Origin of the sequence: Variovorax davisae (assembly GCF_030316845.1) — a bacterium.
Taxonomy (GTDB): Bacteria; Pseudomonadota; Gammaproteobacteria; order Burkholderiales; family Burkholderiaceae_C; genus Variovorax; species Variovorax davisae.
This window is the reverse complement of record NZ_JASZYS010000001.1, coordinates 385,348-400,187: the sequence shown is the minus strand read 5'-3', so window position 1 is coordinate 400,187 and position 14,840 is coordinate 385,348. Positions and strand designations below refer to the sequence as shown.

The window sequence follows — 14,840 nt, the reverse complement described above, 5'->3', positions numbered from 1 at the left end:
ATGACTTCCTCCGTCTCCATCACGACCACCACCCTGAGCGCCTCGCACCCCCTGGCCGCCGGCGAACTCGCGCATGCCTGCGGCGCGCAGCTCGACTGGGTGGTCCAGCTGGTCGAGGTCGGGATCATCGAATCGCGCACGCCCGCCGAGCAACCGGATGACTGGCGCTTCCATGGCGCGGACCTGCAGTGCGCGCTGGAGGCGCGACGGCTGGAGCGCGACTTCGGCGTCGGGCTCGATGCGGCTGCGCTGATCCTCGACCTCGAGCACGAGGTGCGGCGGCTGAAGGGCGTGCTGCGCGCCCAGGGGCTGGAGCGCGAGATCTGACGCCGCCGCCTACTGCATCGTCTTCAGGTTCCCGATCCGCACCAGCATCTCGGTGAACATCTGCATGTCGGCGTCGAGGTCGACGAGCTCCTTGTATTCCTTGGCGTTGTGCGCCGTGTACTTCTTGCCGGGCATCGCCGGGCCGAAGTTGATCGCGTTGGGCATCAGCTTGGCGGTGGTGCTGCCCGCGGTGGGCACCGGCTTGGCTTCGAGGCCCGTGGTGTCGCCGAAGATGTTCAGCAAGGTCGCCAGCCAGGCGCCCTTGGGGTCGCGGGCCATCCAGTCGCCCTGCGCATGGTCGATCTCGACCCGGGCCTGGCTCGCCGCGGCCCACTCGTCGACCTTGGCCTTGAGCGTGGCGGTGAGCTGCTCGGGCGTGCCGCCGCGCGGCATCCGCACATTGGTGGTCACTTCGAGCTTGCCGTCCTTCTCGCGGATCAGGTTGGGCGACAGGGTCAGCGGCCCCATGAAGTCGTCCTGGTAGCCGACGCCCATCTTCTCGCCGAGGTAGCCGGTGCCGTAGAGGTCGATCAGGTACCTGACGGCCTTGGTGTAGTGGTTGCCCGCCGTCACCACGCCGGACTCCTGCAGGAAGAGCGCGAGCCGCGGCAGCGGATTGACGCCCTCCTCCGGCCGCGAGCCGTGCGCCGACACGCCGGTGACCTTGACCTCGATGCTGTCCGCGCCCTTCGCGATGTCGATGCCGAACTTGCCGCCCTGGCCCTCGTACTTGCGGATGAACGGGCCCTTGACGAATTCGAGCCGGGCCGCCACCTGCGCCAGGTCGCCCCCCTTCAGCGTGGCGGTCGCCGTCTGCGGCACCGCATTGGCCGACGAGGCGCCCGCCATCGCGGTGATGGCGGTGCGCACGGCGCTGCTGCCGTCCGCCTCCTCGACCGGGAAGAAGACCTTGAGCGCGCCCGAGCCCTTCTCGGCGACCACGGCCGGGTACTTGCTGTCGAGCACGATGTTGTAGTCGGGCAGCGGCGTCTTCGCGCGGTAGTACTTCATGCCGTCGCCGCCGGTTTCCTCGGTGGTCTCGATCATCAGGCGGATCGTGCGGGCCAGCGGCAGGCCGCTTTCCTTCACGGCCTTCATCGCATACAGGACCGCCGCGATCGAGCCCTTGTCGTCGATCGTGCCGCGCCCGTAGAGCGTGTCGCCCACGCGCGTCATCTTGAAGGGGTCGAGCCGCGTGCCGTCGTCGAGCACCCACTCGTCGGCCACCACGGGCACGACGTCGGCATGGGTCAGGATGCCGAACTCGTCGGCGCCCCGGCCCGGCAGCTTGACCTCGAAGATCCGGTTGTCGACGTTGCGGTACTGCAGTCCGAAGTCCTTGGCCATGCGTTCGACCAGGCGGCCGAACTCGATGATCTGCGGGCTCTCGTGCGGCGGCACCTTGTCGTCGCGCACCGTCGGGATCGCGACCATCGCCTCCAGCGACGACAGCACCGCCTTCTGGTTGTGCAGGCGGTTGTAGAGCCCCAGCAGGCGCGCGACCTGGGTCAGGTCATCGCCGGCGAGCGGCCGCCTGGCCTCGTAGGCCGCAATGGCCGGCTTGAGCCTGGGATCGGCCTTGGCAGCCTGCGCCAGGAAGGCGCGGAAGCTGGCCGAAGGCGCCGCCTGCTGGGTCGCGGCCAGGCGGTCGAGCTCGGGCTTCTTGAGGGTGTCGGCGGCGGCCCACGGGGTGGCGACGGCCAGCGCGAGGCCGACCGAGAAAACGGAAGAAGTGAATCGATGCATGGTGAGGGTCCGGCCTGGGAACTTGGGGCAGGCGTGCAAGTCTACGACCGGAAAAAGTAGGCGGCGGCTGGCAGACAGCGCGACGACCAGGCCGAAAAATGCACGCTTGCGTTCCCTTGCCCCAGGAGTCCCGATGCCGGTGATCTGCGCCGCCTGTCAAACCGAGAACCGCGAGGCCGCGAAGTTTTGCCACGGCTGCGCCCGCAAGCTGCCCGGCTTCGCCGCCACCGGGCCTTCGCTGCTGGACGGCCTGCGCGCGCAGCGGCCGGCCGACGCGGCCGCGGGGCATCCGTCCGGCCTCGCCGGGCAGAACGCGCCGCGCGAATTCTGGCTCGGGCTGGGGGCGCTCATGCTCGCGGTGGCGGTCGGATTCGGCGGCTGGTTCGGCTACGTGACGCGCAAGGTCCCCGCGCCCGCCAGCCGCCCGGCGCCGGTGGCGGTCGCGCCGCCGGCGCAGGCCGCCGAGGCGCCCAGGCTGGCGGAGCCGGCGCCCGTGCCGATACCGCTCGGCTCGTCGCTGGGCGCGGGCGAAGCGGAAGTGACCGAACAGCAGCCGCCCGTGCCGCCATCGGGCGTCGCCGCCGCGCCAGCGCCGCCACCCGCCACGCCGGCGGCGGTCGAACGCCGGCCGGCGCCGGCCGCACCGGCGCGCGCGGCCGCCCTCGACCCGCGCCAGGGCTGCCAGAACCTCAACTTCTTCTCCGCCGCCCGCTGCGAAGCCGCGCACTGCGACCAGGCGGCCTACACACGCCATCCGCGCTGCAACGAGGTGCGGGCGGACCGGCGCCGCGACGAGGCGCGGCGCAATCCGATGCTGGGGACCTGAGGCGGCGGGGCTGCCTCTGGATCAGGCCGCCTTGGCCTGCACCAGCTTGATCACGCTCGAGAAATCGAGCGCGCCATGGCCGCCCAGGCTGTGCGCGGCATACAGGTTGCGCGCCAGGCCGCCGAGCGGGGTCGAGGCGCGCACTGCGGCCGCGTTCTCCTGCGCCAGGCCCAGGTCCTTCAGCATCAGGTCGGTGCCGAAGCCGCCCGCATAGCCCTTGGAGGCCGGCGCGTTTTCCATCACGCCAGGCAGCGGGTTGTACTTCTCGAGCGCCCAGTTGCCGCCCGAAGAACGCCGCATGATCTCGGACAGCACCTTGGGATCGAGGCCGTTGGCCACGCCCAGCGCGATCGCCTCCGAGGTGCCGATCATCAGGATGCCGAGCAGCATGTTGTTGCAGATCTTGGCGGTCTGGCCGGCACCCGCGGCGCCGGCGTGGAAGATGTTGGCCCCCATCTTCTCGAGCACCGGACGGGCACGCTCGAGGTCGGCTTCGGCGCCGCCGACCATGAAGGTCAGCGTGCCTGCGATGGCGCCGCCGGTGCCGCCCGACACCGGCGCGTCGATCACCGCGATGCCGCGCTTGGCGCCGGCCTCGGCCACCTTGCGCGAGGTCGCGGCCGCGATGGTGCTGCTGTCGATCACCAGCGCGCCCGGTGCGATCTTCCCGAGCAGGCCGTCGCTGCCCAGGTAGAGCCCTTCGACATGCGCGCTGGCCGGCAGCATGCTGATCACGACCTCGGCGCCGGCCACGGTCTCGGCCGCCGAGGCGGCGATGGCCAAGCCTTCGGCCGCGAACTTCCTGCAGGCGTCGGCCGAGAGGTCGAAGGCGCTCAGCGTGTGGCCGGCCTTCAGCAGGTTGAGGGCCATGGGCCCGCCCATGTTGCCCAGGCCGATGAATGCGATCTTCATGTCGTGTGTCTCCGTTCTTGTGGGGATGCGTGCGGCCCGCTCAGCTGAGCGACACCAGTTCGGGCGCCATCTCGCCGCGCGGGCGCAGATGGTCTTCGATGAAGGCCGGCGTGATCTCCTCGAGGGTGGCCGGGCTCCAGCTCGGATTGCGGTCCTTGTCGACCAGCACCGCGCGGATGCCCTCGGCAAAATCCTTGTGGGCGCAGAAGCCCAGCGAGGCCCAGTACTCGAGCCGGAACACCTCGGCCAGCGACATGCGGTGCACGCGCTGCCAGAGCGCGAAGCTCAGCGCGGCCGAACTCGGCGCGCCCTTGGCGAAGGTCTTGGCGGCGGTCTGCAGCCACGGGTCTTCGTGCTGCAGGCTGCGCAGGCGCTTCGCGATGTCGAGCAGGTCGTCGCCGGCCATCAGCGCGTTGATGGTGTCGAAGTGCTCGCGCAGCTTCGAAGGCGGCGGTGCGGCGCCTTCGCCGGCCTGCGCCAGCAGGCGGGACAGCGTGGCGCGATCGGCCTGCGCCTGGGACCGCCATGCGGTCGCAGCGATCGAGGACAGGACCTGCGCCTTGTTCTCGTGCGGCACCAGCAGGTCGGCCAGGCCGCAGAAGATCGCGTCCGCGGCATTCAGCGGCGCCGCCGTCAGGGCCAGGAACAGCCCCACCCGCCCCGGCATGCGGCGCAGGAACCAGCTGCCGCCGACGTCCGGGTAGAGGCCGATGTTGATCTCGGGCATCGCGACCCGGCTCTGTGCCGTGACCACCCGGTGCGAGCAGCCCGCCATCAGGCCGACGCCGCCGCCCATCACGATGCCGTGGCCCCAGCACAGGAAGGGCTTGGGAAAGGTGTGGATGAGGTAATCAAGTTCGTACTCTTCGCCGAAGAAGCGCTCGGCATATTCGTTGCGGTCAGGGCCGCAGTCGCGCAGCGTCTGGTAGAGCTGGCGCAGGTCGCCGCCGGCGCAGAAGGCCTTCTCGCCCGCCGCATCGAGCAGCACGCCGACGATGCCCGCGTCCGCCGCCCACTCGCGCAGCTTCGGTGTCAGCAGCCGCACCATCGCGACCGACAGGGAATTGAGCGAGGCCGGCGCATTGAGCGTGGCAACGCCGAAGCGCTGGCCGTCGGCGGTCTTGATTTCGTTGAAGAGAATGACGGAGTCGGTCATCGGATATCGCAATCGCCTTCGAGAAGTTTGCGCGCGACGATCACGCGCATGATTTCATTGGTGCCTTCGAGGATCTGGTGCACGCGCGCGTCGCGCACCAGCCGCTCCAGCGGGAATTCGCTCAGGTAGCCGTAGCCGCCGTGCAGCTGCAGCGCCTCGTTGCAGACGTTGAAGCCGGCATCGGTCGCGAAGCGCTTCGCCATCGCGCAATAGGTGCTCGCATCGGCATGGCCGGCGTCGAGCTTGCTCGCCGCCAGCCGCACCATCTGGCGAGCTGCCACGAGTTCGGTCGCCATGTCGGCGAGCTTGAACTGCAGCGCCTGGAAACTCGCCAGCGGCTTGCCGAACTGCTGGCGCTCGTGCAGGTAGCGCCGGGCCGCGTCGAGCGCACCCTGCGCGGCGCCGACCGAGCAGGTCGCGATGTTGATCCGGCCGCCATCCAGCCCCTTCATCGCGATGCGGAAGCCCTCGCCCTCGCTGCCCAGCAGGTTCTCGGCCGGCACCCGCACGTTGTCGAAGTCGATGGTGCGCGTAGGCTGGCTGTTCCAGCCCATCTTGTGCTCCTTCTTGCCGTAGCGGATGCCGGGCGCATCGGCCGGCACTGCCAGCGCCGAGATGCCACCCGCCCCGCCACCGCCGGTGCGCGCCATCAGCACCAGCACGTCGGTCGACCCGGCGCCCGAGATGAAGGCCTTGCCGCCGTTGATGACGTACTCGCCCCCCTGCAACTCGGCGCGGGTCTTGAGCGATGCGGCGTCCGAGCCGGCGCCGGGCTCGGTCAGGCAGTACGAGGCCAGCTTGCGCCCGCTGGTGAGGTCCGCACCCCAGCGCTCGCGCACCGCCGGGCCGCCCCAGGTGCCGAGCATCCAGGTCGCCATGTTGTGGATCGTGATGAAGGCGGTGGTCGAGGGATCGACCGCGGCCATCTCCTCGAACACCAGCGTCGCATCGAGGCGCGGCAGGGCCAGGCCGTCGATGCTTTCCGGCGCATAGAGCCCGCAGAAGCCGAGCTCGCCGGCCTTGGCGATGGCTTCCTTCGGGAAGATCGCCTCGGCGTCCCAGCGCGCCGCATGCGGCGCGAATTCGTTCAGTGCGAAGTCGCGCGCGGTCTGCGCGAAGGCGCGCTGCTCCTCGGTCAGCTCGAAGTCCATGCGGACGAGCTTACTTGAGGCTGATCGTGGTGTTGAGACCGTGCGCCGTGCTGTCGTCGAACCAGCGCGACGTCACCGTCTTGGTCTGCGTGTAGAACAGGATCACCTGCTTGCCATACGGACCCAGGTCGCCGAGCTTGGAAGCGCGCGAGCCCGTGAACGAGAACATCGGCACCGGCACCGGGATCGGCACGTTGATGCCGACCTGGCCGACGTCGATGTCTTCCTGGAAGCGGCGCGCCGCGGCGCCCGACTGCGTGAAGATCGCGGTGCCGTTGCCGTTCGGGTTGGCGTTGATCATCTCGATCGCCTCGTCGATGCTCTCGGCATTGGCCAGGCACAGCACCGGGCCGAAGATTTCCTGCTCGTAGATGGTCATGCCGGGCTTGACGTCGGCGAACACGGTCGGGCCGACGAAGTTGCCCTTCTCGTAGCCGGGCACGGCGGGCTTGCGGCCATCGAGTGCCAGGGTCGCGCCGTCGGCCACGCCGCGCTCGATCAGGCCGTTGACCCGGTCGTAAGCCGCGCAGGAGACCAGCGGGCCGACGTCGACCCCCTTCTCGGTACCGGCGCCGATCTTCAGGGACTTGGCCTTTTCGACCAGGTCCGGCACCCACTTTTGCGCGTCGCCCACCAGCACCGCCACCGACACCGCCATGCAGCGCTGGCCGGCGGCACCGAAGCTCGCGCCGGCCAGCGCGTTGAGCGTCTGCTCCTTGTTGGCGTCGGGCATCACGATCGCGTGGTTCTTCGCGCCCATCATGCATTGCACGCGCTTGCCGGCCAGCGTGGCGCGGTTGTAGACATGGGTGCCGACCTTGGTCGAGCCGACGAAGGAGATCGCCTTGATGTCCTGGTGGTCGCAGATCGCATTCACCACCTGCTCGCCGCCGTGCACCACGTTGAGCACGCCGGCCGGGATGCCGGCTTCGAGCGCCAGTTCGCACAGGCGCATCGTGACCATCGGGTCCTGCTCCGAGGGCTTCAGCACGAAGGTGTTGCCGGTGACGATCGCCATCGGGAACATCCACAGCGGGATCATCGCCGGGAAGTTGAAGGGCGTGATGCCGGCGCAGACGCCCAGCGGCTGCATCAGCGTGTAGGTGTCGACGCCGTTGGCGACGTTGTTGGCCATCTCGCCCAGCTGCAGGTTGCCGATGGCGGCCGCATGCTCGACCACCTCGAGGCCGCGGAACACGTCGCCTTCGGCGTCCGGCAGCGTCTTGCCCTGTTCGGCCGTGAGGATCGCGGCCAGCTCGGCCATGTTCTCGCGGATCAGCTGCTGGTACTTGAGGAAGATGCGGGCCCGGGCGCCGATCGGCGTCTTGCGCCAGGTCTTGAAGGCCTCCTTGGCGGAGGCGACGGCGGCATCGACCTCGGCCGGCGTCGCGAACGGCACCTTGGCCAGCACGGCCTGCGTGGCCGGGTTGACGATGTCGCGCCACTCGGTGGTCTTCGAATCGACGAACTTGCCGCCGATCAGCAGCTTGACGGTGGCGACTTGCGTCGCGGGGGTGGTGGTGGCGTCCATGTGTATGTGTCTCCTTGGAATGGGGGTCGTCAACGGCCGATGCTAGCTTTGCACTTTTGCGATGGCAATAGACAAATATGCACCTTCGATCTGCATAATTGCAGATCATGGACTGGGACAACCTGCGCTTCTTTCTCGAACTCTCGCGCACCGGCACCTTGGTCGGCGCGGCCCGGCGGCTGGCGGTCGACCACACGACGGTGGCGCGCCGCATCCAGTCGCTCGAGAAGCAGGTCGGCAGCGCCCTCTTCTCGCGCGAGGCCGATGGCCACCGCCTGACCGAGGCCGGCCGCCGGCTGCAGCCGCAGGTCGAGGCGATGGAGGCCGCCTTCCATACCGTCGAGCGTTCGGCTCCGGCATCGCAGGAAGGCCTGTCGGGCCTGGTGCGGATCGGTGCCACCGAGGGCTTCGGCACGGTCGTGCTGGCGCCGCAGCTGGCGCTGTTCGCGCAGGCGCATCCGAAGCTGGTGATCGACCTGCTCGCGATGCCGCGGCTGGTGCACCTGTCGCGGCGCGAGGCCGACATCGTGATCTCGCTCGAACGGCCGGCCCGCGGCCCGGTGGTCGTGACCAAGCTCAGCGACTACGTCCTGCGGCTCTATGCCTCGAAGGCCTACCTGGCGAACCACGCCGCGATCCGCAGCCGCGACGACCTGCGCGGCCACACCTTCGTCAGCTACGTCGACGACCTGCTGTTCAGCAAGGAACTGCAGTACCTCGACGAGCTGTACAAGCCCGATTCCTTCGCGCTGCGCAGCACCAGCATCCTGGCGCAGCACCAGGCCACGGCGGCCGGCGCCGGCATCGCGGTGCTGCCGGCCTTCATCGCCGAGCGGGACAAGTCGCTGCGGCGGGTGCTGCCCCATGAAGCCAACTTCACGCGCACCTTCTGGATGTCGGTGCCGGCGGAGACGCGGCACCTGGCGCGGATGAAGGCGGTGTGGGATTTCCTGCGCGAGACGGTGGAGTCGCAGCGCGATGTCCTGCTGCCGCCGGGGCCCGAAGGCTGAAAGCTCGGCGAGTGCGGTTGCCTATCATGGCGCGCGATGCACCACAATCACGCCAGTTCCATGCCCTATGAGGAACTGCCGCTCGACCATCTGCCGGCGGAACGCATCGAAGCGTTGTGGCGCTACCGCGCCAAGATGGTCCATCGGCAGCTCGTGCTGCCCGATGGACGGATCGATCTGGTGGCGCGTGGCACCCTGACCGCCTCCGGACGGATCTCCAGGGTTCAGCTCGCAGTCGCAGGCCCCGCCGACCGGCCCGGTTTCGTTGTCGCCCCTGCGGGTTCCGTGACCCTGGGCGTGCGATTCCACATCGGATGGGGGAGCGCGTGCCTGGGCCTCGAAGCGGCCTCGATGCGCAACCGTGTGGTCGTCGGGCGCGCCGCCGAGGCGCTGATCGGCCCGGTCGCGCAATCGATGCTGCACTCGGGCAGCCTGGACGAGTTGCAGCGCGCGCTGATGGACGCCGCCCGCACGGTGAGCGCCCGCGCCTCGCCGGCCGCGGGGCATGCGAGCGTCCTGGAAGCCGTGGCGCTGTTGCGGCGGGGCGTGCCGATCAGCGCCCTGGGCGCCCGGACCGGCACCTCGGAGCGCACGCTGCGTCGCGGGGTGAACAATCATGTCGGCCTGTCGCTGCGCACCCTCTGGGGCATCCTGCGCTTCCAGCGTGCCATGGCCCGGCTCCAGGCGGGGACGATGCCCAGCCTTGGAGACCTGGCTGCCGATACCGGGTATTCGGACCAGGCCCACATGACGCGGGAGTTCCGCCGATTCGGTGCCTTCACGCCCGCATTGCCGGCCGCCGCACCGGTCGTGGAGGCCATCGATCGCCATCCGGCGTGGCCGTAACGTTCAAGACCCCGAGGCGCGATCCGCCGACACTGCGCGAGACTTGACGGAGCCTCCATGCACATCCAGCCCCTCTTCGCCGAAACCGACATCCGTGCACTTCACGGCCTGATCCGCGCCTACCCGCTGGCCACGCTGACGACCCAGACATCCCACGGGCTGGATGCCAATCTGCTGCCCCTGGAACTGATCGAAGCCGGCACCTGCGGCCTGTTGCGAGGCCATGTGGCACGCCATCACCCGCTGTATGCAGACGCCCCCGACGACAGCGCGCTGGCCGTCTTCCAGGGGCCGAATGCCTATATCTCCCCCCGCTGGTATGTGAACGGACAGCGCAGCGGCCGGCTGGCGCCCAGTTGGAACTACGTTGCGGTTCAGGCCCGCGGCCGCTTGCGCTTCATCGATGACGCGGCATGGGTGCTGGCGCACCTGACCTCGCTCATGGAGCGGCAGGAAGCGCATCGCGAGCAGCCCTGGTCGATGGCGGACACCTCCGCGCCGTTCGCAGCGGACGCGGCGCAGGCATTGGTCGGCTTCGAGATCGACATCCTGGCGCTGAGCGGCAAGCTCTTCCTGTCGCAACAGCGCACCGAGGCCGATCGCCGAAGCGTGATCCAGCATCTCGAACGCGAAGCGTCCGGCACGGCCCGCGACCTGGCGGCGCTGATCGTGCCCTGAGTCGGGCGCTGCGGCGCCTGGCACGAGATCGCCCAACGGCCTATGCAGTCGTAGTCCCTACAGCCGGCCGGCCTAGGCCAGGGGTGCCTTGGCCATTTGCCGCCTTGCTCCAGAGCACAGCCGCGACCAACATCGACGCATGCCGAGCCCGCCGTGGGCCGGTTTCGGGAGATTTCCATGCTTCGCATCTTTCAGCGCCCGCTGTGCGCCGGCGCCCTCTGCACCATGCTGACGTTGGTCGCCTGCGACGAACACGCCGCACAACACCTCGCACCCACGCTGGCCGGAATCGGCCAGGCCAACCCGGCGGCCGAACTGTCCGAGGCCTCCAACGCCTACTTCGGCGAGCGCTTCGCGCAGGTTCAGGCGGCGCTGGCGCAGCAGCGCGACGAGACGCCGGCGGTCCCCTCTTTTTGAGGCGCGGAGAAGGCCAACGCCGCCGGCGGCGAGCAAGATGTCGCATCTTCGGGTCTCATGGAGATTCGACGATTCAGGCCCGGCGACGAAGCCGCATTGTTCCGCGTGGTCGAGTTGGGCCTCGAATTCGATGGCCAGACCACGGTCGAAGGGCCTTCCATCGGGAGCCTCATAGGGCTTGGCGACGTCCGAGCCACCCTCGCAATGCTGCGCACGCCCGATGGGCAGCGAATCGAACTGGACACATTCCACACGCCGGACGCGGTCGGGTTCGGACCTCGCCTGTGTTCGTGGACCCGAGGGCATCATCGTCGGGCTGGCCGAGCCACTCGGCTGAGGGCGGGCGGATCGCTCGCGCGCACGACGATCCCGAAGAGAATCTCCGCATGCCACACGCCGTCTCCCACCTGCGCGCCGCGCGCCTGGCGCGCAGCGCCAAACCCTTTCTCGCCCGTGGTGGTTTCAAGCGCGAGCGCTGCGCGGACTGCCGGCTGGTACCCAGCCACTGCATGTGTGCCTTGCGCCCTTCGCTGACGACTTCGGCTGGGGTGTGCCTGCTGATGGCGGACATCGAGCCGCTCAAGCCAAGCAACACGGGCTGGCTGGTCGCCGATGTGGTGCGAGATACCTTTGCCTTCGGCTGGAAGCGCACCGAAACCGACCCGGCCCTTCTGGCCCTGTTGCGCGACCCGCAATGGCATCCCTATGTGGTGTTTCCCGGCCGCTATGCAGCGCCCGAGCGGGTCGTGCGCACCGTTCAACCGCCCGCCAGCCTCCGGGATGAGGCCCGGAAGAAGCGCCCGCTCTTCATCCTCCTGGACGGGACCTGGTCCGAGGCTCGCAAGATGTTCCGAAGAAGCCCTTACCTGGACCGGCTGCCGGTGCTGAGCCTGGAGCCCGACCAGACATCGCAATACAAACTGCGCAACTCGGGCCGCAACGACCACTTCTGCACCAGCGAAGTGGCCGCCTTGTGCATGAACCTGGCGGGCGAACGCGCTGCCGAGCAAATGCTGGAAGCCTACCTGGCGGTATTCACCCAACACTATCTGCATGCGAAGAACCAGCAGCCCATCGCGATGGATGGCGCCGCCCACCAGCGATTGCGCGAGGTGTCTTTCACAGCCACCCAGCGCATATGAAACTGAACATGCGCTCGAGATCCGGCGGTCGTTCGAGCGGTGACGGGATTCCTATTCGAAATCTCCAGTGCCGAGCTTCAAGGGGTTCTCCGTGGAGTACACGTCGCCCGCTGGAGCGAGCTCCAACACCTTCGCGTTGATGGCCTCGCTGTGTTGAAGGTAGGCCTCGGCCAGACCTTTCTCGCCCGGCCCTGCTCCAAAGTGGTCTTCCATCGCCTCTCGCGTGGCGCGCACCGGGATCGAACCACCCGCCCGCGTCACGCGGAAGGTCAGCCATCCGCCCTTGTCTTCGAGGTTGGCGAAGCCGCCCGCACGGCCCAAGTCCGCAGGGGATTTCTCGACGCCTTCCGCTGCGCCCGGTGTCAAGAGATTCTGTTGCTCAGTCATTGGGCCCTCCGGCTCGATGGAACCTGGTGGTCGAAAGGTGCCACGAAGCCTGGGCCTGCCGATGCAAGCCGAATCGCGGAGTCAATGCAGGACGACACCCCCTGTTGCAATGGCCTCGCAGCCTTCAAGCCAAGCCGCCTCGCGCGCACCGCGAACGTCCGGCATCCCGCGCATTCCGAGGCGCCGGTGACCGTTCCGGTCGTGGCGCATTCGACCTAGACTCCTTCGCCTGACCTGGAACTGCCGACGCGGCGCCACAGTCCGAAGCCGAGCTGGGCGACGGCCCACCAGGTGACGGCCCACACGGCGACGACCGCTGCCCATCCAAGCACCGACGGAGCTGCCCAGCCTCCCGATTCGCCAGAGCCGAAGACAGGGACGCCCATTTGCTGCAGCGGCATGAGCGGCAAGTACACCGAAGCCGCGACGAGTGGCGCCAACGGAGCTGGTGCAAACAGCACGCCTGCCGCGTGGAGAAGTACGAGCGCTGCGAAAAGGTGCCAGCTGCGATTGGAGGTCAACATCGGAGGTCCGGTTTCTTGCCGCATTCTGCCCGCCGCGTGCAGCTCTGCAACCCGCAGCTCAGTACGACCGAAGCGCAATGCGCCAGCCACCGCAGGGGCGATAAATTTGTCGAAGTCTTGCATCGGGATCGCGTGCGGGAGCTTCCGGCGACGCCGCCGCTGCCGCATGCGATGGGCGCAGGGAGTCGGCTAACCTGAGCAACAATTCGCAAGTCACGCCAAACTGGAGGTGAAACATGAATGTCAGCGTTGCAACCCTGCAGGCCTTCGCCGATGCCTGGAACAGCCACGATGCCGAAGCCCTCATGAGCTTCATGACGGACGACTGTGTGTTTGAAGCGTCCGCCGGCCCCGACATCTGCGGAACCTCGCACATCGGCACAGAGGCTGTCCGGGCCGCATTTTCCGACGTTTGGAAGACATTTCCCGACGCGCGGTGGCTGGACCCTCGTCACTTCGTTTGCGGCGACCGTGGGGTGTCCGAATGGACATTCGCCGGGACGCGGGCCGACGGCTCGCGCGTCGAGGTCCACGGATGCGACGTGTTCACTTTCCGGGAAGGAAAGATTGCCGTCAAGAACTCGTACCGCAAGAACCGCCCCGCGCTTCCGGCGGCATAGCGTTCACCTTCAGGCCCGTCATCTGCCAAACGCACGGAGCGACCGCCATCCGTCGAATGCCATGACGCCTCCCATCACGGCTGGCCAAGGAAAGTCTCTGCGCTTTCCGCAAGCGTCACCCACGGAAGGCGTCGTTGCACCCATATCTGCCTCTTCGGCGTGCCCAATTCATGCCGCTGTTTGAGCGTCCCGATTCGCAACGAATAGGCTGTCGGCGCTTCGACTGCGCATGCATACAGCGGGGTGCCGCAGTTTTCGCAGAATGCGAGAACCCTCCTTGCACCACTGGCAGCGGTCTTGACATAGGTGCGAGGAGCGCCCTTCACCAGACGGAAGCCGGCCGCGGGTGCGGAGATGTTGGCGCGAAAGGCGGAACCCGAGTGAGTTTGACAGTCAGTGCAGTGGCAGACTGTCATGCTTCCTTCCTGAACTTCCGCTTCGAATGCAATCGCGCCGCAATGGCATTGGCCGTCCACTTTCATCCGAGTTCTCCTGATGTGACTGTCCCCGCCGAGCCTTCGGGCCGCTTCGCCTGCGTGCTGAACAACGAACCCAAGGACGTGTCCCTCTAAGCCCTGCTCTTCTGGAACGGCGCATCCCAGTACGGCGGGTCGCTGAAGGCCGCCTGGAGCATTTCCAGGAAGCAGTGCACCTTGGCCGTCATGTAGCGGTTGGGCAGGTACAAGGCATACAGCGCGCTGTCGACGGTGGGATGGTAGCCCGCGAGCAGCGGGACGAGCCGGCCGGACTGCAGGTGCTCGCCGACCAGGTAGGTCGGCAGCAAGGCAATGCCCAGGCCGGCCAGGGCGTGGTCGGCGATGATCTGGCTGCTGTTGACGTGAAAGCGCGCATGGGTCGGCACGTTGTGCTGGGACTCGCCCCGCGTGAAGCTCCAGCGGCCGTGCTTGATGACGCTCGGGTAGTGGTAGCACTGGTGCTCCGCCAGTTCGGCGGGGGTGGTCGGCGTGCCGTGCTGGGCCAGGTAGCCGGGGCTGGCGCACACCGCCCAGTGGACGCTGGTCAGGCGCTTGGCGATCACGCCGTCGTCCAGGTGATTGGTGATGCGCACCGCGATGTCGAAGTCGCCCCCGGACAGGCTTTCGAGCTGGTCGGATATCTTGAGCTGCACCTCGACATGCGGGTAGCGCTCGGTAAAGCGCGAGATCAGCGGCCCCAGGTGCTTGATGCTGAACAGCATCGGTGCCGTCAGGCGCAGCGTGCCGCGAGGCTCGACCTGCAGATCCTGCACGCGCGACATCGACTCCTCCGCCAGCAGCAGGATGTGGCTGGTCGAGTCGTAGAAGGTCTTGCCGATCTCGGTCAGCGCCACCCGGCGGGTGCTGCGCTCCAGCAGTTGCACGCCCATCTTCTTTTCCAGCCGGGCGATCTGCCGGCTCACGGTGCCGGTGGAGATGTGCAGCTCGGCCGCCGCGCCGGAAAAGCTCATGCAGCGCGCCACCCGCACAAACACCGAGATCAAGGCCAGGCTGTCCGTATCCATCATCTATTATTGTTGCATCAAAGAAATAATGATTTGAATTTTTCGCTGTTGCGCTCGTTCGATGCA

The 14,840-nt window shown here is 68.0% G+C and carries 17 protein-coding genes and 1 pseudogene; 9 read left to right on the top strand and 9 right to left on the bottom strand.

What is annotated here, in order from left to right; genetic code table 11:
* The gene (locus QTI33_RS01995; protein WP_286504079.1) at positions 1-327 is read left to right on the top strand and encodes a chaperone modulator CbpM; all 327 of its coding nucleotides are present in this window, start codon (positions 1-3) and stop codon (positions 325-327) included.
* Between the two features lie 9 nt (positions 328-336).
* Here the strand turns inward: QTI33_RS01995 and QTI33_RS01990 are convergent, their stop codons facing one another.
* The gene (locus tag QTI33_RS01990; protein WP_286504078.1) at positions 337-2,073 is read right to left on the bottom strand and encodes a dipeptidase; all 1,737 of its coding nucleotides are present in this window, start codon (positions 2,071-2,073) and stop codon (positions 337-339) included.
* 133 nt (positions 2,074-2,206) lie between these two features.
* On the opposite strand from QTI33_RS01990, the gene QTI33_RS01985 reads away from it, so the two are divergent.
* The gene (locus tag QTI33_RS01985; RefSeq protein WP_286504077.1) at positions 2,207-2,899 is read left to right on the top strand and encodes a hypothetical protein; all 693 of its coding nucleotides are present in this window, start codon (positions 2,207-2,209) and stop codon (positions 2,897-2,899) included.
* Positions 2,900-2,920: 21 nt separating this feature from the next.
* Here the strand turns inward: QTI33_RS01985 and mmsB are convergent, their stop codons facing one another.
* Genes mmsB through QTI33_RS01965 form a run of 4 tightly spaced genes read right to left on the bottom strand, consistent with a single transcriptional unit; the run spans position 2,921 to position 7,649 of the window.
* Positions 2,921-3,811 carry a 3-hydroxyisobutyrate dehydrogenase gene (mmsB, locus tag QTI33_RS01980; protein WP_286504076.1) on the bottom strand — a complete coding sequence of 297 codons (891 nt, stop codon included), beginning with the start codon at positions 3,809-3,811 and terminating at the stop codon, positions 2,921-2,923.
* A 40-nt stretch (positions 3,812-3,851) separates the two neighbouring features.
* Entirely contained in the window at positions 3,852-4,967 is a 1,116-nt protein-coding gene (locus QTI33_RS01975) for an enoyl-CoA hydratase/isomerase family protein (RefSeq protein ID WP_286504075.1), read from the bottom strand.
* On the bottom strand, positions 4,964-6,118 hold the full coding sequence (locus QTI33_RS01970; RefSeq protein ID WP_286504074.1) for an acyl-CoA dehydrogenase family protein: 1,155 nt from the start codon (positions 6,116-6,118) through the stop codon (positions 4,964-4,966). Before QTI33_RS01970 ends, QTI33_RS01975 begins: the two co-directional genes overlap by 4 nt.
* A 10-nt stretch (positions 6,119-6,128) precedes the next feature.
* Complete coding sequence (locus QTI33_RS01965) at positions 6,129-7,649, bottom strand: CoA-acylating methylmalonate-semialdehyde dehydrogenase (RefSeq protein WP_286504073.1); 1,521 nt, start codon at positions 7,647-7,649, stop codon at positions 6,129-6,131.
* A 107-nt stretch (positions 7,650-7,756) separates the two neighbouring features.
* On the opposite strand from QTI33_RS01965, the gene QTI33_RS01960 reads away from it, so the two are divergent.
* The 6 genes and pseudogenes from QTI33_RS01960 to QTI33_RS01935 all read left to right on the top strand — a co-directional run bounded on the left by QTI33_RS01960 (position 7,757) and on the right by QTI33_RS01935 (position 11,742).
* Positions 7,757-8,659, top strand: a complete 903-nt coding sequence (locus QTI33_RS01960; RefSeq protein ID WP_286504071.1) for a LysR family transcriptional regulator — start codon at positions 7,757-7,759, stop codon at positions 8,657-8,659.
* A gap of 60 nt (positions 8,660-8,719) precedes the next feature.
* Positions 8,720-9,505: a helix-turn-helix domain-containing protein gene (locus QTI33_RS01955; protein WP_286504070.1), complete on the top strand. Its 786-nt coding sequence runs from the start codon at positions 8,720-8,722 to the stop codon at positions 9,503-9,505.
* 57 nt (positions 9,506-9,562) lie between these two features.
* Complete coding sequence (locus QTI33_RS01950) at positions 9,563-10,183, top strand: FMN-binding negative transcriptional regulator (RefSeq protein ID WP_286504069.1); 621 nt, start codon at positions 9,563-9,565, stop codon at positions 10,181-10,183.
* Between the two features lie 177 nt (positions 10,184-10,360).
* Positions 10,361-10,600 carry a hypothetical protein gene (locus QTI33_RS01945; protein WP_286504068.1) on the top strand — a complete coding sequence of 80 codons (240 nt, stop codon included), beginning with the start codon at positions 10,361-10,363 and terminating at the stop codon, positions 10,598-10,600.
* Between the two features lie 108 nt (positions 10,601-10,708).
* Positions 10,709-10,879 (top strand): annotated as a pseudogene (locus QTI33_RS01940) (VOC family protein); the annotation flags it as partial.
* Between the two features lie 107 nt (positions 10,880-10,986).
* The gene (locus QTI33_RS01935; RefSeq protein WP_286504067.1) at positions 10,987-11,742 is read left to right on the top strand and encodes a tRNA-uridine aminocarboxypropyltransferase; all 756 of its coding nucleotides are present in this window, start codon (positions 10,987-10,989) and stop codon (positions 11,740-11,742) included.
* 51 nt (positions 11,743-11,793) lie between these two features.
* Here QTI33_RS01935 and QTI33_RS01930 read toward each other — a convergent pair whose 3' ends face one another.
* Positions 11,794-12,129, bottom strand: a complete 336-nt coding sequence (locus QTI33_RS01930; protein ID WP_286504066.1) for a hypothetical protein — start codon at positions 12,127-12,129, stop codon at positions 11,794-11,796.
* Between the two features lie 215 nt (positions 12,130-12,344).
* On the bottom strand, positions 12,345-12,776 hold the full coding sequence (locus QTI33_RS01925; RefSeq protein WP_286504065.1) for a hypothetical protein: 432 nt from the start codon (positions 12,774-12,776) through the stop codon (positions 12,345-12,347).
* A 113-nt stretch (positions 12,777-12,889) separates the two neighbouring features.
* Between QTI33_RS01925 and QTI33_RS01920 the strand changes: the two genes are divergently transcribed.
* On the top strand, positions 12,890-13,273 hold the full coding sequence (locus tag QTI33_RS01920) for a nuclear transport factor 2 family protein (protein ID WP_286504064.1): 384 nt from the start codon (positions 12,890-12,892) through the stop codon (positions 13,271-13,273).
* Between the two features lie 74 nt (positions 13,274-13,347).
* On the opposite strand, the gene QTI33_RS01915 is transcribed toward QTI33_RS01920, so the two are convergent.
* Entirely contained in the window at positions 13,348-13,755 is a 408-nt protein-coding gene (locus QTI33_RS01915) for a GFA family protein (protein ID WP_286504063.1), read from the bottom strand.
* A gap of 86 nt (positions 13,756-13,841) precedes the next feature.
* Positions 13,842-14,774, bottom strand: a complete 933-nt coding sequence (locus tag QTI33_RS01910) for a LysR family transcriptional regulator (RefSeq protein ID WP_286504062.1) — start codon at positions 14,772-14,774, stop codon at positions 13,842-13,844.
* Positions 14,775-14,840 lie beyond the last annotated feature (66 nt).